Origin of the sequence: Cryobacterium sp. 10S3 (assembly GCF_034344045.1) — a bacterium.
Taxonomy (GTDB): Bacteria; Actinomycetota; Actinomycetes; order Actinomycetales; family Microbacteriaceae; genus Cryobacterium; species Cryobacterium glucosi.
The window spans coordinates 728,575-754,374 of record NZ_CP133773.1; the positions used below are offsets into that span (position 1 = coordinate 728,575).

At 67.1% G+C, this 25,800-nt stretch carries 20 protein-coding genes and 2 tRNA genes; 19 read left to right on the forward strand and 3 right to left on the reverse strand.

Annotation, left to right across the window (positions count from 1 at the left end):
* Nucleotides 1-99 precede the first annotated feature (99 nt).
* The 9 genes from mfd to RHM57_RS03415 all read left to right on the forward strand — a co-directional run bounded on the left by mfd (nt 100) and on the right by RHM57_RS03415 (nt 11,416).
* Nucleotides 100-3,792, forward strand: a complete 3,693-nt coding sequence (mfd, locus tag RHM57_RS03375; RefSeq protein ID WP_322140701.1) for a transcription-repair coupling factor — start codon at nt 100-102, stop codon at nt 3,790-3,792.
* Complete coding sequence (locus tag RHM57_RS03380) at nt 3,789-4,586, forward strand: MazG family protein (RefSeq protein ID WP_322140702.1); 798 nt, start codon at nt 3,789-3,791, stop codon at nt 4,584-4,586. The genes mfd and RHM57_RS03380 overlap by 4 nt, the downstream gene beginning before the upstream one ends.
* A 47-nt stretch (nt 4,587-4,633) precedes the next feature.
* Nucleotides 4,634-5,911 carry a histidine--tRNA ligase gene (hisS, locus tag RHM57_RS03385; protein WP_322136231.1) on the forward strand — a complete coding sequence of 426 codons (1,278 nt, stop codon included), beginning with the start codon at nt 4,634-4,636 and terminating at the stop codon, nt 5,909-5,911.
* A gap of 124 nt (nt 5,912-6,035) precedes the next feature.
* A complete protein-coding gene (eno, locus tag RHM57_RS03390) occupies nt 6,036-7,316 on the forward strand; it encodes a phosphopyruvate hydratase (RefSeq protein ID WP_134448268.1) in 1,281 nt (426 codons plus the stop codon).
* Nucleotides 7,317-7,416: 100 nt separating this feature from the next.
* On the forward strand, nt 7,417-7,890 hold the full coding sequence (locus tag RHM57_RS03395) for an FtsB family cell division protein (RefSeq protein ID WP_134448270.1): 474 nt from the start codon (nt 7,417-7,419) through the stop codon (nt 7,888-7,890).
* On the forward strand, nt 7,887-8,408 hold the full coding sequence (locus RHM57_RS03400; RefSeq protein ID WP_134448272.1) for a DUF501 domain-containing protein: 522 nt from the start codon (nt 7,887-7,889) through the stop codon (nt 8,406-8,408). Before RHM57_RS03395 ends, RHM57_RS03400 begins: the two co-directional genes overlap by 4 nt.
* Nucleotides 8,405-9,688, forward strand: coding sequence for a S8 family peptidase (locus RHM57_RS03405; RefSeq protein ID WP_241975209.1), 1,284 nt, complete (start codon nt 8,405-8,407; stop codon nt 9,686-9,688). The genes RHM57_RS03400 and RHM57_RS03405 overlap by 4 nt, the downstream gene beginning before the upstream one ends.
* 37 nt (nt 9,689-9,725) lie before the next feature.
* Nucleotides 9,726-11,258: an NAD(P)/FAD-dependent oxidoreductase gene (locus tag RHM57_RS03410; RefSeq protein ID WP_322140703.1), complete on the forward strand. Its 1,533-nt coding sequence runs from the start codon at nt 9,726-9,728 to the stop codon at nt 11,256-11,258.
* An 82-nt stretch (nt 11,259-11,340) separates the two neighbouring features.
* Nucleotides 11,341-11,416 (forward strand) — tRNA-Leu (locus RHM57_RS03415).
* Between the two features lie 100 nt (nt 11,417-11,516).
* Here the strand turns inward: RHM57_RS03415 and RHM57_RS03420 are convergent.
* Nucleotides 11,517-11,960, reverse strand: a complete 444-nt coding sequence (locus RHM57_RS03420) for an Lrp/AsnC family transcriptional regulator (protein WP_134558260.1) — start codon at nt 11,958-11,960, stop codon at nt 11,517-11,519.
* Between the two features lie 219 nt (nt 11,961-12,179).
* Between RHM57_RS03420 and ctlX the strand changes: the two genes are divergently transcribed.
* Both ctlX and RHM57_RS03430 read left to right on the forward strand, forming a co-directional pair.
* Nucleotides 12,180-13,160, forward strand: a complete 981-nt coding sequence (gene ctlX / locus RHM57_RS03425) for a citrulline utilization hydrolase CtlX (RefSeq protein WP_198413729.1) — start codon at nt 12,180-12,182, stop codon at nt 13,158-13,160.
* Between the two features lie 181 nt (nt 13,161-13,341).
* A tRNA-Ser gene (locus RHM57_RS03430) sits at nt 13,342-13,416 on the forward strand.
* Between the two features lies 1 nt (nt 13,417).
* Here the strand turns inward: RHM57_RS03430 and RHM57_RS03435 are convergent.
* A complete protein-coding gene (locus RHM57_RS03435) occupies nt 13,418-15,985 on the reverse strand; it encodes a glycoside hydrolase family 2 protein (RefSeq protein ID WP_322136226.1) in 2,568 nt (855 codons plus the stop codon).
* Between the two features lie 235 nt (nt 15,986-16,220).
* Here RHM57_RS03435 and RHM57_RS03440 point away from each other — a divergent pair, with 235 nt between their 5' ends.
* From RHM57_RS03440 to RHM57_RS03470, 7 genes are all read left to right on the forward strand, one after another.
* Nucleotides 16,221-16,655 carry a VOC family protein gene (locus RHM57_RS03440; protein WP_134448278.1) on the forward strand — a complete coding sequence of 145 codons (435 nt, stop codon included), beginning with the start codon at nt 16,221-16,223 and terminating at the stop codon, nt 16,653-16,655.
* Between the two features lie 5 nt (nt 16,656-16,660).
* Nucleotides 16,661-17,302, forward strand: coding sequence for a winged helix-turn-helix transcriptional regulator (locus tag RHM57_RS03445; RefSeq protein WP_134448280.1), 642 nt, complete (start codon nt 16,661-16,663; stop codon nt 17,300-17,302).
* 82 nt (nt 17,303-17,384) lie between these two features.
* On the forward strand, nt 17,385-17,741 hold the full coding sequence (locus RHM57_RS03450; protein WP_134448281.1) for a VOC family protein: 357 nt from the start codon (nt 17,385-17,387) through the stop codon (nt 17,739-17,741).
* Between the two features lie 57 nt (nt 17,742-17,798).
* Nucleotides 17,799-18,686, forward strand: coding sequence for a PRD domain-containing protein (locus RHM57_RS03455; RefSeq protein ID WP_134448283.1), 888 nt, complete (start codon nt 17,799-17,801; stop codon nt 18,684-18,686).
* Between the two features lie 201 nt (nt 18,687-18,887).
* Nucleotides 18,888-20,747, forward strand: coding sequence for a beta-glucoside-specific PTS transporter subunit IIABC (locus RHM57_RS03460; RefSeq protein ID WP_322136224.1), 1,860 nt, complete (start codon nt 18,888-18,890; stop codon nt 20,745-20,747).
* Nucleotides 20,748-20,844: 97 nt separating this feature from the next.
* Nucleotides 20,845-22,272, forward strand: a complete 1,428-nt coding sequence (locus tag RHM57_RS03465) for a glycoside hydrolase family 1 protein (RefSeq protein WP_134562015.1) — start codon at nt 20,845-20,847, stop codon at nt 22,270-22,272.
* A 78-nt stretch (nt 22,273-22,350) separates the two neighbouring features.
* On the forward strand, nt 22,351-23,208 hold the full coding sequence (locus RHM57_RS03470) for a Cof-type HAD-IIB family hydrolase (RefSeq protein WP_134448287.1): 858 nt from the start codon (nt 22,351-22,353) through the stop codon (nt 23,206-23,208).
* Nucleotides 23,209-23,261: 53 nt separating this feature from the next.
* On the opposite strand, the gene RHM57_RS03475 is transcribed toward RHM57_RS03470, so the two are convergent.
* Nucleotides 23,262-24,275 carry a LacI family DNA-binding transcriptional regulator gene (locus RHM57_RS03475; protein ID WP_134448289.1) on the reverse strand — a complete coding sequence of 338 codons (1,014 nt, stop codon included), beginning with the start codon at nt 24,273-24,275 and terminating at the stop codon, nt 23,262-23,264.
* A gap of 243 nt (nt 24,276-24,518) precedes the next feature.
* Here RHM57_RS03475 and RHM57_RS03480 point away from each other — a divergent pair, with 243 nt between their 5' ends.
* A complete protein-coding gene (locus RHM57_RS03480; protein WP_134558264.1) occupies nt 24,519-25,766 on the forward strand; it encodes a sugar ABC transporter substrate-binding protein in 1,248 nt (415 codons plus the stop codon).
* The last annotated feature ends 34 nt before the right edge of the window (nt 25,767-25,800 follow it).

Sequence of the window (25,800 nt, forward strand, 5' to 3'; positions counted from 1 at the left end):
CCCGACCGCGAGAATCGCCGTTCCGGTCGAGAGTCACCGGTGTGGCGGCGACTGTCGACCGGAAAGGCGACTGTCGGCGGTGCTGCGTAGAATTGCCGGGTGACCCTCCACGGCGTAATTGCCACACTTTCGCGCGCCTCCACGTTCGACCGAGCCCTCGCGTGCGCGGGCCGCGACGCCGACTTCTCGCTCACCGAAGGCCTCAGGGCTCCCGTGCTCGCCGCGCTCCTCGAACAGCGCGCCCGGCTCGGCAAGGCCCCGGCCCTGCTGGTCATCACCGCCACCGGGCGTGAGTCCGAATACCTGCACGACAACCTCGACTGCTTCACCGAAGACGCCGAGATCATCGGTTTCCCGGCCTGGGAGACGCTCCCGCACGAGCGGCTGAGCCCGAGTGCCGAGATCGTCGGCAAGCGGCTCTTCGCACTGCGGCGGATGCGCGAGTGGGAGGAGACCGACCCGGCCCTTCGCCGCCCGCTCATCGTGATCGCATCCGTGCGCGCAGCCCTGCAGCCCGTCGCGGACAACCTCACCGACTTCGCGCCCATCGTGCTCACGGCCGGCGCCCGCGGCAACGACCTGGGCGCGCTCGCCGTGCAGCTCGTCGAACTCGCGTACACCCGCGTCGACATGGTGACCCGCCGCGGCGAGTTCGCCGTGCGCGGCGGCATCCTCGACGTGTTCCCCTCGATCGCCCCGCATCCGTCCCGCGTCGAGTTCTTCGGCGACGAGGTCGAACAGATCCGCGCCTTCTCCGTCGCCGACCAGCGCTCCCTGCCAGAACCGGTCGCCTCGGTGAGTCTGCCGCCGAGCCGCGAGCTGCTGCTGAGCCCCGCCGTGCGGCAGCGCGCCCGCGAGATGCAGCACGAGTTCCCCAGCCTCGCCGGCCTCCTCGCGAAGATCGCGGAGGGTATCCCTGTCGAGGGCATGGAGAGCCTCGCGCCCGCCCTCGTCGACCGGCTCGTGCCGATCACGCACTACCTCCCCGCCGAAGCCGCCGTCGCCGTGGTCTCGCCCGAACGTGTCGCCAGCAGGGCGATCAGCCTCGCCGAGACGAACCGCGAGTTCCTCGGGGCGGCCTGGAGCGCAGCGACCGCGGGTGCAGACGCCCCGATCGACCTCGAGTCCGGCGACTTCCTCACCCTCGGCCGGCTGCGCGACTCGGTCACGCACACCGCTCCCGGCGCGCCGGCCTCCGCGCACGTCTGGTGGACTTTCAGTTCCTTCCAGGCCGCCCCGACGGATGCCCCGGTCCTGCCAGAGCACCGCGAAATCGACGACCTCCTCACCCTCAGGGTCGAGGGCGAGGCGGTCCCCAGTTTCCAGGGCAGCGTCGAGGGCGCCATCGGGCACCTCAGCAGCCGGATGAAGGACGGCTGGACCGTCGGCGTGCTCGCCCAGGGTGCCGGGCTCGTCGAACGAGCCGCCGCGGTGCTCGCCGAGCACGAACTCCCCGCCCGGATCGTGACCGAATGGCCGTCAGAGCCGGAACCCGGCATCGCCTACCTGCTGAAGGCATCCGTCGACCACGGTTTCGAGCTCGCCGAGACGAAGCTCACCCTCGTCAGCGAGTCCGAGTTCTACGGACGCACGGTCGGCTATGACGCCCGCCAGGTGAAGAAGCTCGCGAGCCGGCGCAAGAACGTCGTCGACCCGCTGCAGCTCAAGGCCGGCGACCACGTCGTGCACCAGACCCACGGCATCGGCCGGTTCGTGGAACTGACCCAGCGCGAGGTGTCGAGCGGCGGCCGCAACCCGGTCAAGACCAAGCGCGAGTACCTCGTGCTCGAGTACGCACCGTCCAAGCGCGGGCACCCCGGCGACAAGCTCTTCGTGCCCACCGACCAGCTCGACCTCGTCAGCCGGTACATCGGCGGTGAGGCGCCCGCGCTCAGCAAGATGGGCGGCAGCGACTGGTCGAGCGCGAAGTCGAAGGCCCGGCACGCGGTGCGGGACATCGCCGTCGAGCTCGTCAAGCTCTACTCGGCACGGATGGCGAGCAAGGGCCATGCCTTCGGGCCCGACACGCCCTGGCAGCGCGAGCTCGAGGAGGCGTTCCCGTTCGCGGAGACCCCCGACCAGCTCACGACGATCGACGAGGTCAAGGCCGACATGGAACGGCCCATCCCGATGGACCGGCTCCTCTCCGGCGACGTCGGCTTCGGCAAGACCGAGGTCGCCGTGCGCGCAGCATTCAAGGCGATCCAGGACGGCAAGCAGGTCGCGATCCTGGTGCCGACGACCCTGCTGGTGCGCCAACACATGGAGACCTTCCAGGAGCGATTCGCCGGGTTCCCCGTGCACATCCGCGCCCTGAGCCGGTTCCAGACCGAGAAGGAATCCCGGGAGACCGTCGCCGGCATCCTCGACGGCACGGTCGACCTGGTGATCGGCACCCACCGGCTCCTGACCGGGTCGATCATCTTCAAGGACCTCGGCCTCGTCATCATCGATGAGGAGCAGCGGTTCGGCGTCGAGCACAAGGACGCCCTCAAGAAGCTCAAGACCAACGTCGACATCCTCGCCATGAGCGCGACGCCGATCCCGCGCACCCTCGAGATGGCGGTCACGGGCATCCGCGAGATGTCGACCCTCGCGACCCCGCCGGAGGACCGGCACCCGATCCTCACGTTCGTCGGGCCGTACTCCGACCGGCAGGTCGCCGCGGCCATCCGGCGCGAGCTGCTCCGCGAAGGCCAGATCTTCGTCGTGCACAACCGGGTGTCGAGCATCAACAGGATCGCCGCTCACATCGCCGAACTCGTACCGGAGGCCCGGATCGCCGTCGCACACGGGCAGCTGCCCGAGGCGCAGCTCGAACAGGTCGTCGTCGACTTCTGGGAGCGCAAGTTCGACGTGCTCGTCTCGACGACGATCATCGAGACCGGCCTCGACATCGCCAACGCGAACACCATCATCATCGACAGGGCGGACAAGTTCGGGCTGAGCCAGCTGCACCAGCTGCGCGGCCGGGTCGGCCGCGGCCGGGAGCGCGCGTACGCATACTTCCTCTACGACGAGAACAAGCCGCTCACCGAGATCGCCCACGACCGGCTCTCCACGATCGCCGCGAACAACGAGCTCGGCGCCGGCATGCAGGTCGCCCTGAAAGACCTCGAGATCCGCGGGGCAGGCAACCTGCTCGGCGGCGAACAGGCCGGGCACATCGCCGGGGTCGGTTTCGACCTCTACCTGCGGATGATCGGCGAGGCGGTGAGCGCCTTCCGCGGCGACGTCGCAGAGGGCCAGACCGAGCTCCGGCTCGAGCTGCCCGTCGACGCGCACATCCCCGAGGACTACGTCGACAGCGAGCGCCTCCGCCTCGAGGCCTACCAGAAGCTCTCCGCGGCGAGCTCGCCGACCGCGGCCAGGGACCAGATCGACCTCGTGCTCGAGGAGCTCACCGACCGCTACGGCGAACCCCCGCAACCGGTGCAGAACCTGATCCTGGTCTCCCGGCTGCGCTGGCTCTCCCAGCAGGCCGGCCTGAGCGAGGTCGTCGCGATGGGCTCCAACCTGCGGGTCGCCTCTGCCGACCTCGCCGACTCGATGCAGGTACGCCTGAAGCGGATGTACCCCGGCTCGCGGTACACCGTCGCAACCGGGGCCATCATGGTGCCGATGCCGCGGATCAACGACGAACCGCTCGGCGACGCCGCCCTGATCGCCTGGGCCGGCTCCCTGCTCGCCGCGATCTTCCCCCGTCCCATCGAGGAGCCCGTTGCGCCGGGCGCCGCACCCAAGGCTGCACCGACGACCACGCAGAACCCCAACCCCAGGAGGAAGTCGTGACCGACGCCAACCCGATCGACGCCCCGATCGACCCGCGGACCGATACCCCGATCGACGTCCTCGTCCGGACGGTCGCGCGGCTGCGCGCTCCCGGCGGCTGCCCCTGGGACATGGAGCAGACCCACGCCTCCCTCGTGCCCTACCTGCTCGAGGAAAGCCACGAGCTGGTCGAGGCGATCGAGGCCGGTGGCCGCGAGGAACTCCTCGAGGAACTCGGCGACGTGCTCTACCAGGTCCTCTTCCATGCCGACCTCGCCGCGCACACCGCCGGCGAGGACTTCGACCTGCAGGATGTCGCCGCGAGCCTCACCCGGAAACTCGAGGGCCGGCATCCGCACGTCTTCGGAGACCTCGACCTCGCGACCGCGGACGACGTCGCCGCGGCCTGGGACGGTTTCAAGGCCACCGAGAAGCCCGGCCGCACGAGCGTACTCGACGGCATCCCGCAAGGCATGCCCGCTCTCGCCCTCGCTGACAAGGTGCTCGGGCGCGCCCAGAAGATCGGGCTGCTCGATGCGGACGGCGCCGACTTCCCGCTCCCGCTCGAGAGCGAGGACGAGCTCGGCCCCCTGCTGCTCGCGATCGTCTCCGCGGCGAAGGCTCGCGGCCTCGACTCCGAACGCGCCCTGCGCACCGCCGTGCGCGGGCTCCAGGACGAGATCCGTGCCGCTGAGCTCGACAGCGCGGGGCTCGACGGTGCGGGGTTCGACAGCGCGGGGTTCGACGGTGCAGCGGATGCCGCGACCGACTTCTCGGATGCCGGCATCATCGGCCTCCCCGCCGACAACGACTGACCGCCACTGGGCCGGGCCGCCCGGCCCGACCTGAGACAATGGATTCCATGGCAACACAGGTGACCCCGCCGCGCGGCATGCGCGACTTCCTCCCCGCTGAGAAGGCCGGTCGCGAGCACGCGCTCGGCGTGATCCGGCGCAGTTTCGCCGCGCACGGCTTCGACGAGATCGAGACCCCGGTCATGGAAGACTCCGCCCGGCTGCACTCCGGCCTCGGCGGCGACAACGAGAAGCTCGGCTTCGCGGTGCTCAAGCGCGGCCTCGCCCCTGCCGACGCCCTCGCCGCCGCGGAGTCCGGCGACCTGCTCGGCCTCGCCGACCTCGGCCTCCGCTTCGACCTCACCGTCCCGCTCGCCCGGTTCTACGCGACGCACCGCGCCGCCCTGCCCACGGTGTTCCGGGCGATCCAGATCGCCCCGGTCTGGCGGGCCGAACGCCCGCAGAAGGGCCGGTACCGCCAGTTCGTGCAGTGCGACATCGACATCATCGGCGAGGCGGGCCCGCTCGCCGAGATCGAACTCATCACGGCGACGATGGCCGCCCTCGACGCCCTCGGCCTCACCGGCTGCTCGGTGCGCATCAACGACCGCCGCATCCTCACCGCCCTGCTCGCGTACTGGCAGGTCCCTGCGGATCTGTTCGAGCGGGCCCTGATCACGATCGACAAGCTCGACAAGATCGGCGTCGACGGCGTCGTCACCGAACTCGACGGCCTCGGCATCCCCACCGACGGCATCGCGGAGACCCTCCGCTCGATAGCCTCGGCCGGCTGGGACCTGCTCGGCTCGGCCGGCGAGCCCGATGCGTCCGCAGCACCCGCCTGGCTCGACCCGGTCGCCTACGCCGACCTGCTCGCCCTCCGCGACGCGCTCCCCGGCGCCGACCTCGTCTTCGACCCGACGCTCGTGCGCGGCATGGGCTACTACACCGGAACGATCTTCGAGATCGCGCACCCCGATCTCGGTTACTCGCTCGGCGGCGGCGGCCGGTACGACGGCATGATCGGCCGATTCCTCGGCGTCGACGTTCCCGCCTGCGGCTTCTCGATCGGCTTCGAACGCATCGTCGACCTGCTCGGCGGCACCGGCGCATCCGCCGAGAACGCCGTTGTGCTCATCCACGAGAAGGACGCGGCTCCCGGCCGCCTCGTCGCCCTGAAGACCGCACTCGTCGCCGAGGGCCTGCGGGTGCGGCTCGAACACCGCACCAAGAACCTCAAGGCCCTGCTCGGTCGCGCTGCCGAGGCGGGCTATGGGCGGTACGCCTTCGTCACCGATGAAACAGCGGACGCCGCCGCGCTCGACTTCCGCCCGCTCGCGGGCTGATTCCCGCGCTCGGAGCCTCCGTCGCTAGACTGTTACATGATTGGAACACAGTGTCGTCTTCCTGCACGTTCCCCCCATACCAACACCCCACCCATTAGGAAATAACAGGAAACAGGAGATAGCTGTGGCTCTCATTGAGGCAGTAGTAGCGCGCGAGATTCTCGACTCCAGAGGCAACCCGACCGTCGAGGTCGAGGTATTGCTTGATGACGGCTCCGTAAGCCGTGCCGCCGTTCCGTCGGGCGCATCCACCGGTGCGTTCGAAGCTTATGAACTTCACGACGGCGACAAGTCGCGTTACCTCGGCAAGGGCGTCCTCAAGGCCGTCGACGCCGTTATCGACGAGCTCGGCCCGGCAGTCGAGGACCTCGACGCCACCGACCAGCGCATCGTCGACGCCGTACTTATCGAAACCGACGGCACCGAGAACAAGCACCGCGTCGGCGCCAACGCCATCCTCGGCGTGAGCCTGGCCGTCGCCAAGGCCGCAGCCACCTCGGCCGGCCTGCCCCTGTTCCGCTACCTCGGTGGCCCGAACGCGCACACCCTTCCGGTCCCGATGATGAACATCATCAACGGTGGCTCGCACGCCGACAACGACGTGGACATCCAGGAATTCATGGTTGTCCCGCTCGGTGCCGAGTCCTTCGCCGAGGGCCTCCGCTGGGGCACCGAGACGTACCACGCCCTGAAGGCCCTGCTCAAGTCGAAGGGCCTCTCCACCGGCCTCGGCGACGAGGGTGGATTCGCTCCGAACCTCCCGAGCAACCGTGCGGCACTCGACCTCATCGTCGAAGCCATCACCAACGCCGGCTACACGCCCGGCAAGGACATCGGCCTGGCACTCGACTGCGCCGCGTCCGAGTTCTACAAGGACGGCGTCTACCACTTCGAGGGCAAGGAACTTTCTGCCCAGGAGCTGTCCGCGTACTACGTCGACCTCGTCAAGTCCTACCCGCTCGTGTCGATCGAAGACCCGCTCGAGGAAGACGACTGGGATGGCTACGTGCACCTCACCGCCGAAATCGGCGGCCTCGTGCAGATCGTCGGAGACGACCTGTTCGTGACCAACCCGGAGCGTCTTGCCAAGGGCCTGGCCCTCGGCACGGCCAACTCGATCCTCGTCAAGGTCAACCAGATCGGTACCCTCACCGAGACGCTCGACGCCGTTGCCCTCGCGCAGCGCGCCGGCTACACGACCGTCATCTCGCACCGCTCCGGTGAGACCGAAGACACCTTCATCGCCGACCTCGCGGTCGCGACGGATGCCGGCCAGATCAAGACCGGAGCGCCTGCCCGCTCCGAGCGCGTTGCCAAGTACAATCAGCTGCTGAGGATCGAAGAAGAGCTGGGCGAGGCCGCCGTGTACGCGGGCCGCTCTGCCTTCCCCCGTTTCAAGGCCTAGTTTCGACTGGAGCTCTCGAAGCGCGGGGTGAATCCCGCGCTTCGAGAGCTCTGTTTTTTATCCGGTGAGAACCGGCGAGGATCCGGCGAAAGGAGTTGCCATGGCCGCGAAACGCACTGAACGGCAGCCCGTCGCGCTCGGCCTCGACGAGACCCCGATGAGTGGCTGGCTTCGCGGCCTGCGCCTGTCCGGGTTCTCGCTCATGATGATGGGCATCCTCATCCTCGCGGTCGTCGTGCTCGCCCCCGGCCTCCGCACCTACGGTGAGCAGCAGCAGGAAATCAGCCGGCTCACCGCCGACGTGTCTGCCCAGCAGACCACCGTCGACCAGCTCAAGACCGAGCGGGAGCGCTGGAACGACCGCACCTACGTCACGACCCAGGCCCGCGCCCGGCTGTCCTATGTGCTGCCGGGCGACGTGAGCTTCCTCGTTATCAACGACCTGCCGCTGCCGGCCGCCGCTGCCGCCGCGCCCGCCGCGACCACGGCCATCCAGAACACCGACATCGATTGGGTATCGTCCATGTTCGCTTCCGTCATGACCGCCGGCCTCGCCCCCCAGGCCACCCAGTGACCCGGCCGCCGTTCGCGCCCGTCACCGCCGACGACCTGAAGATCGTCAGCGCACAGCTCGGCCGCCCGGCCCGCGACGCCGTCGGCATCGCGGCGCGCTGCGTGTGCGGTGCTCCCACCGTCGTCGCCACCGCACCCCGGCTGAGCGACGGCACGCCGTTCCCCACTCTCTACTACCTGACCCACCCGGCCGCGACCGCTGCGCTCTCCTTCCTCGAGGCGACCCAGGTGATGAACGAGTTCAACCAGCTGCTCGCCGACGATGAGGCCGTCCACGACCAGTACCGCCGCGCCCACGCGGGATTCCTCGCCGATCGCGCCATGCTCGGCGACGTACCCGAGATCGCCGGCATCTCCTCGGGCGGCATGCCCGACCGGGTCAAGTGTCTGCACGCCCTCGCCGCACACTCGCTCGCCGCAGGCCCGGGCGTCAACCCGATCGGTGACCTCGCGCTCGCGCGGGCAGCCTGGACCCCGGCCGTCTGCGAGTGCCTCGACTATTCCGCGGCGGACGCGTGACCCGTTCCCTGCTGCAGCGGCGCCTCGGCGCCGCGCTCGCGGTGGCGCTGACCATTGTTCTGGGAGGCGCCTCCGTCGTCGGCGACGCGGCACCCGCGCACGCCGACCAGGTGCGCGACCTCGAGTACTGGCTCAACGATTACGGTTTCACGCAGGCCTGGGCGACGACCAAGGGCGCCGGCGTGACGGTCGCCGTGATCGACACCGGGGTGAGCACGAGCGTCCCCGAACTCGCCGGCGCCGTCGTCGGTGGCACGGATGTCTCGGGCCTGGGCTCGAGTAACGGCCAGACCCCCGTGGGGGACGGCAGCGAGCACGGCACCCTGGTCGCCTCCCTGATGGCTGGCCGCGGTTCCGCGGACGGGACAGGAGTCATCGGCGTGGCACCCGAGGCGTCCATTCTCGCGGTGTCGGTCGCGTTCGGGAGCAGCGGCGCAAAGCTCAGCAACGACGACCAGATCGCGGCAGGCATCCGCTGGGCCGTCGACCACGGCGCCGACGTGATCAACATGTCGCTGACCCGGAACACCCTGGACTGGCCGTCGAGCTGGGACGACGCCTTCCTGTACGCGTTCCAGCATGACGTCGTCGTCGTGGCCGCGGCCGGAAACCGGGGGAGCGGCACCACGGAGGTCGGCGCCCCGGCGACGATCCCCGGCGTGCTCACCGTCGGGGGCGTCGATCGCAACAAGACCGCGAGCTTCGACGCCTCCTCACAGGGCATCACGATCGCCGTCGCCGCCCCGAGCGAACAACTCGTCGGCGTGGTGCCGAACGGCGGGTACGTGCAGTGGAGCGGCACGAGCGCCTCCGCCCCGATCGTCTCCGGCCTCGTCGCCCTCGTGCGCGCCGCCTACCCGAAGCTCAACGCCGCCGAGGTGATGAACCGGGTGATCGCGACCGCCAACCCGAACGGCCACGTCGTCCCCAGCCCCGTCTACGGCAACGGCCTGATCGACGCGGCCGCCGCGGTCACCGCGTCCGTGGCGCCCTCGACGTCTCCGACGCCGACGGCCCTGCTCCAGGACTGGATTCACCTGCATCGGCGCATCGACACCGTCCCGACAGCCGCGCCGACGGCCGCACCCGTTGCCCGCGCCGTGCCGAGCAGCGACCCGCCGCTGCCGACCGACACCGCCGCGAGTCCCTGGCTGCCGACCGAGCTGACCCTGACCTATATCACCGTTCCGCTTCTCGTTCTGTTGGGGTTTGCTATCCTAGTAACGCTGTTCGGCATAGGTGCTCTTCGGCGGCTCAAGCGAAATCGATCGAATCGGTAAGTTTTCGCATATTCCATCATGTAGGAGGACCCTTATCGTGCCAAAAATTCTCATTGTCGGTGGCGGCTACGCGGGCTTCTACACCGCCTGGAAGCTTGAGAAGTGGCTGCGAAAAGGCGAGGCCGAGGTCACCATGGTCGACCCCCTCCCGTACATGACCTACCAGCCCTTCCTCCCCGAGGTTGCCGCCGGCTCGATCGAAGCCCGCCACGCCGTGGTCGCGCACCGTCGCCACCTCTCGAAGACGAACGTCGTCACCGCGAAGGTCACCCACATCGACCACGCGTCGAAGACCGCGACGATCACCCCGCCGGTCGGCGAGCCGTATGAGTTCAACTACGACATCGTCGTCGTCACCGCAGGAGCCGTCTCGCGCACCTTCCCGATCCCCGGGGTCGCCGACCAGGCGCTCGGACTCAAGACCATCGAGGAAGCCGTCGCCATCCGCGACACCGTGCTCACCAACTTCGACAAGGCCTCCCTGCTCCCCGCCGGACCCGAGCGCGACCGCCTGCTCACCTTCGTCGTCATCGGCGGCGGCTTCGCCGGCATCGAGGTCTTCGCCGAACTGCGCTCGTTCGCGACCTCGCTGCTCAAGTCCTACCCGCAGATCGGGTTCGACGACATCCAGTTCCACCTCGTCGAGGCGATGGGCCGGATCATGCCAGAGGTGTCCGTGCCGACGAGCCTCTGGGTCATCGACAACCTCGACAAGCGCGGTGCGAAGATCCACCTCAACACCCAGCTGACGAGCGCCGTCGACGGTGTCGTCGAGCTCTCCACCGGCGAGAAGTTCGAGACCGACCTGATCGTCTGGACTGCTGGCGTGATGGCGAACCCCGGCATCGTGCGTCACACCGACCTCCCCATCGAGGAGCGCGGCCGCCTGCAGGTGCGCCCCGACCTCCGCGTCGGCACCGCAGACGAGATCATCGAAGACGCCTGGGGCGCCGGCGACATCACCGCCGTCCCCGACCTCAGTGGCGGGGGAGTGGGCGGCTTCTGCGTTCCCAACGCCCAGCACGCCGTGCGTCAGGGCAAGCTCATGGCCAAGAACATCGTCGCCATCCTCCGCGGCGAGGGCCCCAAGGACTACATCCACAAGAACCTGGGCGCCGTCGCCGGTCTCGGTGTCGGACAGGGTGTCTTCCAGTCCGGCAAACTGGCCATCAAGGGCCCGCTGGCCTGGATCGCGCACCGCGGCTACCACGGCCTCGCCATGCCGAGCTGGGAGCGCAAGCTGCGCGTCGTCTGGGGCTGGGCGAACAACTTCTTCCTCGGTCGCGACATCGTGTCCCTCGCCGCCGTCGAGACCCCGCGCGCCGTGTTCGTCGAGTTCGCCTCCCGCCCGAAGCCCGCCGCGGGTGCCGCGGCGCCGGCGAAGGCCGCATCCGCTGCGGTCACGCCCCCGGCACCGGTCACCGTGCCGGCAGCGGCTGCCGCGGCAGCCCCCGCCGCCAAGGTCACGGCGCCCCGCGCGCCGCGCAAGACGCCGGTCAAGGCTCCCGCCGCCGCACCGGCGATCGTGGCAGCGGATGCCGCGACCGAGGCGACCACGCCCGTCAAGTAAGCGGCTGCTCCGGCAGCACCTACGCTTGAAGCGTCGGAGTCTGTTCGGACTGAGTTCGCTCAGCCCGGATGTACTCGGACGCGCCCCCGTAGCCCAATGGCAGAGGCAGACGACTTAAAATCGTCACAGTCTGGGTTCGAGTCCCAGCGGGGGCACCATCATCCGGCACCGAACTTCCGACTGAGGCCGGACTCGGCGGACTCTCCCAGGCCGACACGCTTCTCTCCACCGACGATGACGTCGAAGGCGATCGGCGGGTCAGGCGCCGACGGCACGCTCGGAGACGGAGCTGAGCAGGAGACTGGTCTCGCTGTTGAGGACACCGGGGATGGAACGGATTCGTCCAAGGAGCCGGTCGAACTCGCCCAGGTCAGCGGTGCGCAACTCGGCGACGAGGTCCCAGGCCCCGTTGGTCGTGTGCAGCGAACTGACCTCCGGATAGCCGCGCAGGGCCCGGATGACGTCACTCGTCGCCCGACCCTCTACCTCGATGAACGAGATGGCCTGCACCACGCCCGGATCCTGGTCCTCACGCACCCGGATGGAGAACCCCACGACAGTGCCCGACTGCACAAGACGGGCCAATCGATTGTCGACGGTGGAGCGGGTCACGCCGAGCTCACGAGCGAGTGCAGCGACTGGTTCTCGCCCGTTCACCCGGAGCAGACTGATCAGCCTGTGGTCGAGGTCATCCAGGGGCATACGCATAGAGTACGGCTCGGGTATGCAAAGTGTGCGATTCCTCATCGTAATTAGTGGGAAAATCCACTATCGATGAGGTATTCGCGCACCGTAGCGTTGGAATCCTGATCGAAGGAGGCGCCGAGTGGTGCAGTGCGCAGAAATGACCAACAGCTCCCGGAGCCGCGTGTCCGGGAGTCTACCCATTCCAGCCCACGTCTTCACCAGGGTCTGACCGTCGTGTCGGTTCAGTCACCGGGCACGGTCGTCCTCATCCGTCCGCACCGGTTCACGCCCAACTCTCAAACCGCCGATGACAACACGTTCCAGCCGCTCGTCGACCTGTCGAACCTGAACGAACATCACCACACGGCCCACGGCGAAGTGACCGTCGTGGCCGAGACCCTGCGCGCCAATGGAATCACCGTGCACCTCTTCGAGGACGAGCACGAGGGCCGTCCCGACAGCGTCTTCCCCAACAACTGGTTTTCCACCCACGCCGGCGGCCATATCGCCGTCTATCCGATGCGCACGCCCAACCGCCGCACGGAACGTCGCCAGGACATCCTGGAACTGCTCAAACAGAACTATCGCGTGCAGGACGTGATCGACTACTCCGGCCTCGAATTCGACGGGATCTACCTCGAAGGCACCGGTGCGATGGTACTCGACCACGTCAGCAGAGTCGCCTATGTGGCCAGGTCACAGCGTGCGGATCCTGTCGCCCTCGAACGCTTCTGCACCAACTTCGGCTACGAACCGTTGGTTTTCGACGCCGTCGATGATTCGGGTATCCCGATTTACCACACCAACGTGATGATGTGTGTGGGGACCCGGTTCGCATTGATCGGGCTTGAGCTCATGACTTCGCGCGATCGTCGTGACGAGGTCGTTGAGCGTCTGACGTCTTCGGGCCGCACCGTCATCGAATTGTCGTCCGCCCAGATCAAGGAATTCTGCGGTAACGCCATCGAACTCGAGGGAGACCGGGGCAGGATCCTCGCGCTGTCCCGTCGGGCGTTCACGGCGTTGACGGAACGCCAGCGGGAAACACTCGAGGAGTCCTGCCGTCTTGTGCCCGTGGACGTGCCGACGATAGAACTGGCCGGCGGTTCCATCCGGTGTATGCTCGCCGGAATCCACCTGGATCGACGACGTCACCAGGACAGGTGGCCAACGTCTGCCCCAGCTCCGTTCAGTGCGCTGGGCGCGCGGCAGTAGGGGTGCTTGTCCTGCTCCGGAACGACCGCGGATGCCCGGTTCCGACGACTGCTTCGGGCTGGCCCTGGCCAGTCTTGGGTCCCGGCCACGCCCGCCTGGTAAGCGGCTGCTCCGGCGGTACCTGCGCTTGAAGCGTCGGAGTCTGTTCGGACTGAGTTCGCTCAGCGCGGATGCACTCGGACGCGCCCCGTAGCCCAATCGCAGAGGCAGACGACTTGAAATCGTCACAGTGTGGGTTCGAGTCCCAGCGGCGGGACTCATCCTCGTCGGCGGGATCTCGGCCGCACAAGCTGGTTCGCGCTGCGCAGCACCGTCGGTGCCGTCAGGGTCGCACGGTCCAGCTCGACAGTGGAGCGGATGCTGAACACCGCACTTTCGCCCGGGAGCAGCGTGATCAGCATGTCGTCGACTCGGGCGGACTGGTCTACCCTGTCCACCAGGACGGAAAGATCGCGGGTGAGCGTTGCGGCCGTCACCGTGAGCAGGTAGCCGTTCGCGACCCGTTCGAGTGACGAGGACAGGGACGGGGCACCGAGCCGGGTGTCGCGGGGCTCGGCGAAGAACCAATGGCCACGCACCCTGCTGAGCTCGGCCCGGAGGAGTTCCGCTGCCGCATCCGTTGTCGCGGAGACGGATGCGGGCAGCGGCACGGTCACCGTGGACCGCGCGGGCAGGGTGACCTGTTCCGCGTGTTCGGCCAACACGATTCCCGCGTCTGTGAGGCGTCGGACGATGAGCTCGCCCGACCACGGTGAAGCCTCGTCGTTGACGACGACCGCCGCCAGGGTTCCTCCGGCGCGCGGTTGAATGGTCACGAGTCTGTCGGCGTACGCGTGGCGGATCGCGTAGAGCAGCGGTTTGGGTCGCCCATAGCCGTCGACGGCCGCCCAGGACGTGACCGGCCAGCAGTCGTTGAGTTGCCAGACGATGCTGCCCATGCAGTGCGGTTGCAGGGAACGGAAGTGTTCGATGGCGGTGCCGATGGCGTTGGCCTGGTTGAGCGACATCGCCCAGTGCCAGTCGTCGATGTCGTCGGGCAACGGGTAGTGGGCGAGCAGGCCGTCGGTGAGCTTCACGTTGCCCTCCATCGCCTTCTGGTGCACCAGCATGCCGGGGGACTCGGGAGTGAGCGGGGAGTCGCTGATCGATGCGCGCATGGTCGACCAGGTCGGTGGGCCCTGCCAGCCGAATTCCGCTACGAAGCGGGGCGTGTACTCACGGTAGGCGGGGTAGTCGCGCTGGTTCCACAGGTCCCAGATGTGCATCGTGCCGTTGTTCGAATCGTTCGGCGTGAGTGTTCCGTCACGGCCGAGACCGTCGGTGCCGCCCGGGGTGAACGGGCTTCCCGGCGTGTATCCGATGTGCGGCGCCAGTTCGGCCACGATGCGCGGGAAGAGCTCGTAGTAGTAGCCCGCGCCCCAGGTCTTGCCATCCAGTCTCGTCTTCCAGTTCCACTCCTCGTGGCCCCAGAGGTTCTCGTTGTTGCCGTTGAGCACGATCAGCGATGGGTGCGACGCCAGCCTGGCCACGTTGTCGCGGGCCTCCGCTTCGATCTCGCCGAACAGGGGCGCCTCTTCGGAGTAGGCGGCGCAGGCGAGAAGGAAGTCCTGCCACGTGAGCATGCCGCGTTCGTCGCAGAGCTCGAAGAAGTCGTCGGCCTCGAAGATGCCGCCGCCCCAGACCCGGAGCAGGTTGATGTTGGCGAATTCGGCCTGCTCGATGCGGTCCCGGTACCGGTCCCGGTCGACCCGGTGCGGAAAGGAGTCGTCGGGGATCCAGTTGGCCCCGCGAACGAAGACCGGCTGCCCGTTGACGGCGATCGTGAACGGTGTCCCTGTGGCATCCGGCTCGGTGTCGAACGACACGGTCCGGAAGCCCACGCGCCGGTGTGCCGAATCGAGTTCGAGTGCTTCGGCGTCGTCCGCGCCCGAACCGTGCAACGTCACGTCGACGTCATAGAGCGGCTGCTCGCCGTAGCCCCGCGGCCACCACCGCGACACCTCGGCAACATGCAGCGTCACGACCGCGCTCGTCTGGCCCGCGTTCAGAGTGGCCGAGCCGGTCACGCCTCCGACGGATGCCGTCACGATGAGATCTGCGTCGCTCGCCCGGGCGACCTCGACGTGCACGGCGACCGTGCCCGAGTGCCGGGCCGTCCCGTCTGCCCGGACAAGGGTGTCCACGGTGGCGATCGGGCGCACGGACTCGATCCGCGCCGTCGCCCAGCATTCGAGGGCGACCGGGCGCCAGATGCCCGATGTGCTCGTGTCGATGCCCCAGTCCCAGCCGAAGCTGCAGGCCATCTTGCGGATCGCGTTGTACGGGTGGTGGTTCACGTGCGGGCGATAGCCGAGTTCGAGGCTGGCGGCATCCGCGGCCCGGATCGGAGAGGAGAACGTGACGGCGAGCTCGTTCAGGCCGGCGCGCAGATGGGTGCGCAGGTCGAATCGGTAACGGCGGTGCATATTCCTGGTCACGCCGATCCGGTGGCCGTTGAGTTCAACCGTCGCGATCGTGTCGAGACCGTCGAAGACGATCTCGCTCTGGGTGCTGCTGTTCGGCTGCCAGACAAAGGTCGTCGTGTATCGCCAGTCGGTGAGTCCGATCCAGCCGAGCAACTGCTCATTGCCGTCGAGGTACGGGTCGGGGATGAGGCCCGCGGCGAGGAGGTCGGTGTGCACCGACCCGGGAACGCTTGCCGGAATTGTGTGCTGGCGCACGGCCCGGGGGACAGGGCCGTCGAGCGCGGTGACGGTCCAGTCGGCGAGGAGGCGTCGGATCGGGTGACTCGTGGGCACGACGGCCTGGATGGTGGTGTCAGTCATGATGTGGCGGCAGCGACTCGACGACGCCCGGATGGGTGAAATCAGGAATCTGAAATCCGGGCGAGATCGTCATATCGCCTACGTTACGACACGACGCCGCCACCCCGGTAGACCGGGGTGCGCTGGGGCGGGCTGAGCGCTCGCGTCCGGAAGGGCACGACAGAGGTCTTGACAGCACACTTGTTTTTTGCAAGTATGACGTCAGTCCACATGGGAACCTCTACAAGGAGACACGATGACCGCGATGTTCGTCAACCTGCCGGTGACCGACCTGGAGCGCGCAAAGGCGTTCTACACGGCGCTCGGATTCACCATCAACCCGGCCTTCTCGGACCACAACGCGGCCTGCGTCGTCGTCGAAGAAGACCACAGCTACTTTATGATCCTTGTCCGCGAGTACTTTCAGACCTTCACCGACCTTCCGATCGGAGATCCGGCCGTGAACCCCTCCGTGTCGACCGCGATCTTCCTGGACAGTCGCGAGGCGGTCGACAAGGCCGTCACCGACGGCGTCGCCGCTGGAGGCTCTGAGCCCAAACCGGCCTCGGACTACGGCTTCATGTACCAGCGCCAGCTGAACGACCCCGACGGCAACTTCCTCGAGTTCGGCTGGATGGACCCGGTAGCAGCCGCTCAGGGCCCCGAAGCCTTCGCGAATCAGCAGGACTGAGGTCGATGGCCGCACGCGACTATGGTCAATACGGTGGCGTCACGCGAGGCCTGGAGCTTGTGGGAGAGCGCTGGGCCCTGCTCATCGTCCGCGACCTGCTCGTCGGGCCGCGGCGCTACGGCGAACTCGCCGGGGGACTCGCTCGGATCCCGAGCAACATCCTGGCCGCACGGCTGAAGGAGCTGCAGGCGGCGGGCATCATCCGACGGGTGCCTCATTCGCGCGTCATCGTCTACGAGCTGACGCCGTACGGCCGCGAGCTCGAGCCCGTGGTGCTCGCACTCGGGGCGTGGGGATTCAAATCCCTGGGCGATCCGCGGGAGGAGCAGGTCATCACCCCTGACGCCATGACGATGGACCTCCGGACCGCGTTTCGGCCGCAGGTCGCGGAGCAGCTCCCGGCGACCGCGTACGCGGCGCGGTTCGGTCATGCCGAGCTTCTGATCCGGGTGGACGGCTCCACCCTCGATGTGACGCGCGGGGACGGGCCCGTCGACCTCGCCTTCGCCGCTGGTCCGGGCATCCGCCGGCTCATTTCCGGTGAGCTCGGCCCGGAGCGCGCGATCGAGACCGGGGTCGTCGAGGTGCTGCGTGGTCGCCGTGCCCTCCTCGGTCGCTTCGCGAGCACGTTTCACCTGGCCGCCTGAGCCGAGCGCGGTACCGCTACGGCTGCACCCGGAATGCCCTGCGTCTGGACCTGGGGTCGCGGCCCGGCGTAGTGTGTCCGGCATGTCGCTGTTCTGGGAAGAAGTCGTCGTCGATTGTCGCGACCCGAAGGGGCTCGGGCGATGGTGGCAGGAGGCTCTCGGCTGGATCGTGGTCGGCGAGAGCGACGACGAGCTCGAACTCGCCGCGGCCGAGGGTGCGCACCCGACCCTGCTGTTCGGCGCTGTCCCCGAGGGAAAGACCGTGAAGAACCGGCTCCACCTCGACTTCGTCCCCGACGACCAGGCCGCCGAGGTCGGGCGCCTGCTCGGCCTCGGGGCGACCCGTGCCGATGTGGGCCAGCGAGACGTCCCCTGGGTAGTCCTGGCGGACCCGGAGGGCAATGAATTCTGCGTGCTCTCGGCCCGCACGGTTGGTTAGCGCCCGTGTCCGTCGAGCAGGGCGGCCGCGAAAAGGCGAGCGCCCTAAACTAGCGTTATGGCGAGGCAAGACGGGGCAGCACGCACACCGGACAAGGTGGTGCACAAGGTGCTCAACAACAACGTCGTCATCTCGATCGACGAGTCCGGTCAGGAACGCGTGCTGATGGGACGCGGGCTGGGATTCCAACTGCTTCCCAGCGACACGATCGATCCCGCCAAGGTCGAGAAGACCTTCGTCCTCGATCAGGGCAGTGAAGCCGACCATGCCCGCCAACTCCTCGCGTCCGTGCCGTACCCGGTCATCGAAGCGGTCACGCGGGCGGTCGACGAGGCGGAACGGACCCTGGGCCGAAGCCTCGGTCGCCGATTGCCGCTCGCCATCATCGACCACATCCAATTCGTGCTCGAACGGATGCAGAAAGGCATCCGCATCCCGACGACGTCGATGCCCGAATTACGCGTCCTGCATCCGCAGGAGTTCGACGCCGCGACGGCAATGGCCCGATCGGTCAGCGCCAGCCTGGACACCGCCCTCCCGGACGAGGAAGCGGTGTTCCTCACCATGCATCTCCTCAACGCGACCAGGGACGAGCCCAATGGAACCGCGGCACTGCTCTTCCGTCGGGTGCAGCACGTGGTGACGACGGTCGAGGGCGGCCTCGGCGTGCACCTGGACACGGCGAGCCCGGACTACGCGCGGTTCATCCTGCACATCCAATTCCTCCTGCAGCGGCTGGTGGCGAAGTCGATGTTGCGCGGCTCGGACACGTCCTTCTTCGAATTCGCCAAACACAGCTACCCCCGCTCCTACGCCATCGCCGCCGACGTCAAGTCGTACGTCAGTGCCGCCACCGGCTCCGACCTCACCGACGAAGAGCTCCTGTACGTGATCGTGCACGTCGAGCGACTGGCGAACCAGATGGTGGATGGCGCCGCCACCTGATCGTGTGCTACGTTGAGACCGCAGGGCGACGACGCTCTGTGGAAGCATTTTCGGATTGTTACCGCATCAGCGGGCAAAACCTGAACTCGCATCGCCAGTACGGCGATGAATGAGTTCAGGTCTTTTTTTTGCCCAAAACACCGATTGATCGCTTCCTGAGCATGGAAGTCGCGATGTCGCGGCGGAAGGTGAATGAGACCGATGGACTACTCCAAGACCGCAGCTGCGGTCCTCAAGGGTGTGGGCGGCGAAGAAAACGTCCAGTCGCTCGTGCATTGCGCGACGCGGCTGAGATTCGTCATCAAGGACGACGCGAAGGTCGACAAGGCGGCGGTCAAGGCCACACCCGGCGTCATCGCGACGGCCGAGGCCGGCGGTCAGTACCAGGTCGTCATCGGCAATGAGGTACCCGAGGTCTTCGCCGAGATCACGAAGATCTCGAAGCTCGGCGGCGCCTCCTCCTCCGGCGGCCAGGCCGCCCAGGACGGCCCGAAGGGCAACCTCGTCAACCGCTTCATCGCGATGATCTCGGCGATCTTCACCCCGCTGGTGTGGGCGCTCGCGGGCACCGGCCTCCTGAAGGCCTTCCTGGCGGCAGCGGTCACGTTCGCCTGGATCGACAACACGACGACGACGTACACGATCCTGAACGCACTCTCGGATGCCTTCATCAACTTCCTGCCGCTGGCGCTCGCGATCACCGCGGCGAAGTACTTCAACGCGAGCCAGTTCACGTCGCTCGCCATCGCCGGTTCCTTCGTGTACCCCTCGATCGTCGCGCTCAACGGCGCGCCGGACATCACCTTCTTCGGCATCCCGGTGACGATGGTCAGCTACGTCTCGAGCGTCATCCCGATCATCGTCATCGTGTGGTTGCAGAGTCACGGAGAGCGGTTCCTGTACGCCGCACTGCCGGCCGCGATCCGCCGATTCGTGACACCCATGATCATGGTGATCATCCTGGTACCGCTCACCTTCCTGGTGATCGGCCCGCTCTCCAACCTGATCAGCACGGGACTGGCCGGCGGTATCGGCTGGGTCTTCACGGTCGTGCCCTGGCTCGGTGGAGCCATCATGGGCGGCCTCTGGCAGGTCTTCGTCATCTTCGGCCTGCACTGGGGCTTCGTCCCGCTGATGACCGCCGAACTGCAGAGCACCGGGTTGATCTACATCACCGCGCCGCTCTTCGCCGCGGTGCTGGCACAGGCTGCGGCCGTCGCCGGGGTCTGGGTGCGCACCCGCAACTCGAACCTGAAGTCGCTCGCTGCCCCGGCCACCGTGTCGGGCTTCCTCGCCGGTATCACGGAGCCGGCCATCTACGGCGTGAACCTGCCGCTCAAGCGGCCGTTCGTCTTCGGAGTCGTCGGTGGTGTCCTCGGTGGAGCCCTGATCTCGGCCGGCGGCGTCGCCGCGAACGCCTTCGTGCTGCCCTCGCTGCTGGCGCTGCCAGCCCTGTTCGGTACCGGAAACACCGTGATGCTGATTCTGGGCCTTCTCGTCGCCATCATCGTGCCGTTCGGCCTGACCGTGATCCTCGGATTCAAGGATCCGGCCAACGAGGCCGCCGCAGTCGTGGACGGCACCGACCTCGAGGTGCTGAGCCCGCTCGACGGCACCGCCGTTGCACTGAGCGAGGTTCCCGACGCCGTCTTCGCCGGCGGCGACCTCGGCAAGGGTGTTGCGATCATTCCCCGTGTCGGCGCCGTCTACGCCCCGTTCGACGCTCTCGTCGTAGCCGCATTCCCGACCGGGCATGCCATCGGGCTGCAGCACGCGGATGGAGCGGACGTGTTGATCCACGTCGGCATCGACACGGTCAAGCTCGGTGGCAAGTACTTCTCCCTGAAGGTGGAGAAGGGCCAGCAGGTCAAGGCCGGCGATCTCCTTCTCGAGTTCGACATCAACGCGATCACGGCAGCCGGATACGACATCACGACGCCGGTCATCATCACGAACCCGAAGAAGTATCCGGCCATCGGCTCACCAGCCTCGGGCCCGGTAGCGCACGGAGACCCCCTCTTCCTGGCGATCGCCGAGGAAGAACTGGCCACCGCGAAGTAAGCGAGGGCGGTTTGTACGTCCCGGTGGAGGAGCGGCTCGGCTGCTCCTCCACCGGCCATCTGCGTAATACGTAGTCAGTAGTAAAAGGAGTACACGAATGACCGATTCAACACCCGTCACATTCCCGCAGGGCTTTCTCTGGGGCGGTGCGACCGCCGCGAACCAGATCGAGGGTGCATACAACGAGGGCGGCAAAGGCCTGTCCATCCAGGACGTCATGCCGCAGGGAATCACGACGCCGCGCACCGCGGGCCCCACGGACGACAACCTCAAGCAGGTGGCCATCGACTTCTACCACCGCTATGCCGAGGACATCGCCCTGTTTGCCGACATGGGCTTCCGGACCTTCCGCTTCTCGATCGCCTGGAGCAGGATCTTCCCGCTCGGCGACGAGGCGGAGCCCAATGAGGAGGGCCTCGCGTTCTACGACCGCGTCATCGACGAGTGCGAGAAGCACGGCATCGAACCGTTGGTCACCATCTCGCACTACGAGACCCCGCTGCACCTGACGGAGACCTACGACGGTTGGGTCAACCGTGACCTGATCGGATTCTACGAGCGGTACGCGCGGGTGCTCTTCGCCCGATACGGCGCCCGGGTGAAGTACTGGCTCACCTTCAACGAGATCAACTCCGTGCTGCACGCCCCGCTGTTGTCTGGCGGCATCAACACACCGAAGGACCAGCTCACCCGGACCGACCTGTATCAGGCCGTGCACAACGAGCTGGTGGCGAGTGCGCTCGCGACCAAGGCCGCCCGCGAGCTCGCCCCGTCCGCCCTGATCGGCTGCATGATCCTCGCGATGCCGGTCTATCCGTTGTCGCCCGATCCCGACGACGTGATGGCCTCGCTCACCACCGAGCGCACCAACCTCGCCTTCGGCGACATCCACGTGCGCGGAGAATACCCGGGGTACTACCTGCGCAGCCTGCGCGACCAGGGCGTCGAACTGGTGATCACCGACGACGACCGGGCACTGCTCAAGGAGAACACCGTCGACTTCGTCTCCTTCAGCTACTACGTGAGCGTGGCGGAAACCGCCGACACATCGAATCGTGTCACGGGCGAAGGGAACATCTTCCCCGGGGTCGCCAACCCGACGCTGAAGGCATCCGAGTGGGGCTGGCAGATCGACCCGGTCGGCCTGCGCATCGTGCTGAACCAGTTCTGGGACCGCTGGCAGAAGCCGCTGTTCATCGTCGAGAACGGTCTCGGAGCGAAGGATGAGCTCGTCACGGTCGACGGCCGGAAGACCGTCATCGACGACTACCGCATCGAGTACTTCAACGATCACCTCGTGCAGGTCGGCGAGGCCGTCGCCGACGGCGTCGACGTGATGGGCTACACCTCCTGGGGGTGCATCGACCTCGTCAGCGCCAGCACGGCACAGATGAGCAAGCGGTACGGGTTCATCTACGTCGACCGCAACGATGACGGAACGGGCACCCTCGACCGTTTCAAGAAGAAGTCGTTCGACTGGTACGCCGAGGTCATCCGATCCAATGGTGCGAGCCTCACCCGATAGCGTAGAACCAAACGGGTTCGTCCCGTCGGCTGCCTCCTGGATGCACTGTCCCGGAGGCGGCCTCGTCTGGAGCAGATCATGATTTCCCCCCGCATCGCTTTCCTCGACGTCGACGGCACCCTCATCGACTCCGGCGAGGCGATCGCACCATCGTCGATCGAGGCGGTGCGCAGCGCCCGGAAGAACGGTCACCTCGTGTACCTCAGCACGGGGCGGGCGTCGGTGGAGATCTACCCGGCGATCCGGGACATCGGCTTCGACGGGGCGATCAGCGCCGGCGGCGGGTTCGCCGAAGTCGGCGGCGACGTCGTGATCTCCCGCACGATGCCCGAACCGGCGGTGGCGCGAATGGTCGGGTTCTACGAGGCCGCGGGCTACGACTTCTACCTCCAGTCCTACGACAAGCTCTACCCGAGCCCCGGGGTGCGCTCGCGCTTCGCGACCTACCTCGAGGACGACAGGGAACGAAAGGGTGATCCCCGGCCCGACCTCGCCTCCGTCACCGGGGCCGAGGAACACCCGGTCCTGAAGGCTTTCGGGGACGTGCGGCCGCTGTCATTCACGGGCATCGCCAAGTCGGTCTTCCTGGCCGGTGACCTTCGGGCCTTCGATCGAGTCTCGAACGCGCTCGGCGACGATTTCCACGTCATCACCGGCACCATTCCCCACATGGGTCGCGGCAGCGGCGAGGTGACCCTGGGGGGGGTGAACAAGGGCAGCACGATCCTGAAGTTGCTCGACCTGCTCGGCCTCGACGCGGCATCGGCCATCGGCATCGGCGACAGCAGCAACGACATCGAAATGCTCCAGGTGTGCGGTGTCGGCATCGCGATGGGCAATGCCACCGACGAGGTCAAGTCCCACGCCGACGAGGTCACCACCGCCGTGCTCGACGACGGGGTCTGGAACGCCTTCCGCCGCCATGGCCTGATCTGAGCGGATGCCGGTACCGACAGGGCGCGGCGTCGCCGGTGTGCGAAACGACGGGGTCAGAGCCGCGTCGTGGATGCGCGCGGGATGAGGCGCACCGGGACACGGTGCACTCCCGGATGCGGCTGTCCCTTGATGGCGTCGATGAGTTCGCGTGCCACCGCCCGGCCCAGCTCCTGGAGATTCATGTCGATCGTGGTGATCGGCGGGCGTGAATGCACGCTGAACAGTTCCCAGTTGTCGTAGCCGACGACGGCGACGTCCTCGGGCACGCGGAGGTTCTCATCGCGCAATTGCTCGATGGCGCCCCGGGCGATCTGGTCGCTGGCGCAGAAGATCGCATCGAAGTGGTGCCCGGCCTCGATGAGGGCATGCACGCACTGGCGGCCCCAGTCCTCGCTCCAGTCGCCGTACAGGTTCTCACCGCCGACGAGCTGCAGGCCATGCCGCTTCATCGCCTGGGTGGCGCCGGTGAGCCGTTCGACGGCCGCCGAGAAGGTGGGATCGCCGCTGATCGCGACGATACCGCGTCGGCCCCGGGAGACGAGGTGGTCGATGGCGAGATCGGTGCCCTGGGAATTGTCCGTCGTGAATGAGGAGTCCTTCGGGTCCTGGCTGGCGGCGAACGCATAGGCGACCGGTACCGTCACCTGTTCCGTGATCGAAGGGCGGGACGTGTCACTGTCGCCCAGGACGATGATGCCGTCGACGCGTTTCGCCATGAGGGTGCGCAACTGGTGCGACTCCCGGATGGAGTCGTTCCGGGCATCCGTGAGGATGACCGACGTGGAGTCCGCACCGAAGGCGTCCTCGACGCCGAGAAGAATCGGAACGACGAACCGGTTGGCGAGGTCTGCGGTCAGGACGCCGATGGTACCCGTGATCGACGAATTGAGTGCGCGGGCGAACGGGTTGGGCGTGAAGGCGAGGCTCCGGGCCACCTCCTCGACGTGCTGCCGGGTTGCCTCGCGCACGACGGTCTTGCCGTTGAGAGCCTTGGACGCCGTCGCAATGGACACGCCGGCGGCACGCGCCACGTCGGCGAGGGTGACTGCGTCATTCGTCTTGCCCATGGTGTCCTTTCGCCTATGAAACCGATGTCGAGGCCGGGTCGTTGTTCGGCCGAGTCGCGTGAAACCCTACGAGAAAAGACTGTACCCCGCGTGCCCCGCAATTCACTGACAAAAGAGACAAATTCCGATTGACGTACCGGGAAGCTCAGTGCTAGCCTCGCCCTATTGAAACTAGTTTTATTTGTTTCACAATTCTGCTCTGATATTCCTGCCCTATTCCAATGAAGGAAAAACGTGATGACAATGAAGTTCGTACGTAGCACGATGGCAGTCGCCGGGGTCGCGACCCTCGCACTGGCCATGGCCGGATGCTCGGCTGCCGGTGGCAGCTCCAGCAGTGCCGGCAGCACCGAATACACAGTGTGGGATCCGTATCCCCAGCACGACGCCAGCTCCGACTGGGCCAAGCGCATCGATGCCTGCGGTGTCGACGCCGGCGTGACCATCAAACGCACGGCGTACGACTCCCAGTCGTTGACCAACCAGTCCCTGCTTGCCGCCCAGGAGGGCACCGCAGCCGACGTCATCCTCCTCGACAACCCGGCCGTGACGACCCTGGCAGACACTGGCGCCCTGAACGACATGGAGTCCATCGGGCTCGACACATCCGCGATCGACCCCAATCTCCTCGGGGCCGGTGTCCTCGACGGCAAGACGTACGGCATTCCCGTCGGCGCCAACACCCTCGCGCTCTATTACAACAAGGACGTCCTTGACGCGGCGGGCGTCAATCCTGCGACGGTCACGGACTGGGCCAGCCTCACCGCAGCCCTGCAGCAGGTCAAGACCGCCGGTCACAAGGGCATCACCTTCGCCGGCTTCGCGAGTGAAGAAGGAACCTTCCAGTTCCTGCCGTTCTTCTGGGGAGCCGGAGCCAACCTCAACAAGCTCGACTCGACCCAGGCGATTTCTGCGTTGACACTGTGGACCGACTGGGTCAGCCAGGGCCTCGCGCCGAACTCAGTCATCACGAATTCGCAGAACACCAACTGGGAGGAATTCCTCACCGGTGACTTCGGCTTCGCGGTGAACGGCACGTGGCAGGTCAACAGCGCAGCGAAGGCCAGCTTCAAGACCGGCTACATCACCATCCCGGCCGAGGCCGGGGGAGCGGCTCCCGCACCGACCGGCGGCGAATTCATGGTCATCCCGACCCAGAAGGACACGGCGCGCTACGACGTGTCCAAGAAGATCGTCGAATGCATGAGCACCACCGCAGGCCAGGTCAAGACCGCCGACACGTTCGCGTACTACATCCCCGCGACCACGGCAGGCCAGGCCGCCCTGCTTGTCGAACACCCGGAACTCTCGGTGTGGGTCGACGCCGTGAAGGCAGCCAAGGGGCGCACCAGCGACAACCTCGGTGCCAACTACCCGAAGATCTCAGAGCAGGTCTATACCGCCATCCAGAACGCACTGAGCGGTGCGATGACGCCCACGGAAGCGCTGAAGGAAGCCCAGACTGCTGCCGCAGCAGCTATCGCCAAGTAGACCGAAGCCTCCCACCGAGAACACGAAGGGCATC

Bases quoted from the DNA above. Each gene is read 5' to 3' on its own strand.
- hisS (WP_322136231.1), top strand. From the start codon at position 4,634: ATGGCAACACAGGTGACCCCGCCGCGCGGCATGCGCGACTTCCTCCCC.
- RHM57_RS03395 (WP_134448270.1), top strand. From the start codon at position 7,417: ATGGCCGCGAAACGCACTGAACGGCAGCCCGTCGCGCTCGGCCTCGAC.
- RHM57_RS03420 (WP_134558260.1), bottom strand. From the start codon at position 11,960: ATGCCCCTGGATGACCTCGACCACAGGCTGATCAGTCTGCTCCGGGTG.
- RHM57_RS03435 (WP_322136226.1), bottom strand. From the start codon at position 15,985: ATGACTGACACCACCATCCAGGCCGTCGTGCCCACGAGTCACCCGATC.
- RHM57_RS03440 (WP_134448278.1), top strand. From the start codon at position 16,221: ATGACCGCGATGTTCGTCAACCTGCCGGTGACCGACCTGGAGCGCGCA.
- RHM57_RS03445 (WP_134448280.1), top strand. From the start codon at position 16,661: ATGGCCGCACGCGACTATGGTCAATACGGTGGCGTCACGCGAGGCCTG.
- RHM57_RS03450 (WP_134448281.1), top strand. From the start codon at position 17,385: ATGTCGCTGTTCTGGGAAGAAGTCGTCGTCGATTGTCGCGACCCGAAG.
- RHM57_RS03455 (WP_134448283.1), top strand. From the start codon at position 17,799: ATGGCGAGGCAAGACGGGGCAGCACGCACACCGGACAAGGTGGTGCAC.
- RHM57_RS03460 (WP_322136224.1), top strand. From the start codon at position 18,888: ATGGACTACTCCAAGACCGCAGCTGCGGTCCTCAAGGGTGTGGGCGGC.
- RHM57_RS03465 (WP_134562015.1), top strand. From the start codon at position 20,845: ATGACCGATTCAACACCCGTCACATTCCCGCAGGGCTTTCTCTGGGGC.
- RHM57_RS03470 (WP_134448287.1), top strand. From the start codon at position 22,351: ATGATTTCCCCCCGCATCGCTTTCCTCGACGTCGACGGCACCCTCATC.
- RHM57_RS03475 (WP_134448289.1), bottom strand. From the start codon at position 24,275: ATGGGCAAGACGAATGACGCAGTCACCCTCGCCGACGTGGCGCGTGCC.
- RHM57_RS03480 (WP_134558264.1), top strand. From the start codon at position 24,519: ATGAAGTTCGTACGTAGCACGATGGCAGTCGCCGGGGTCGCGACCCTC.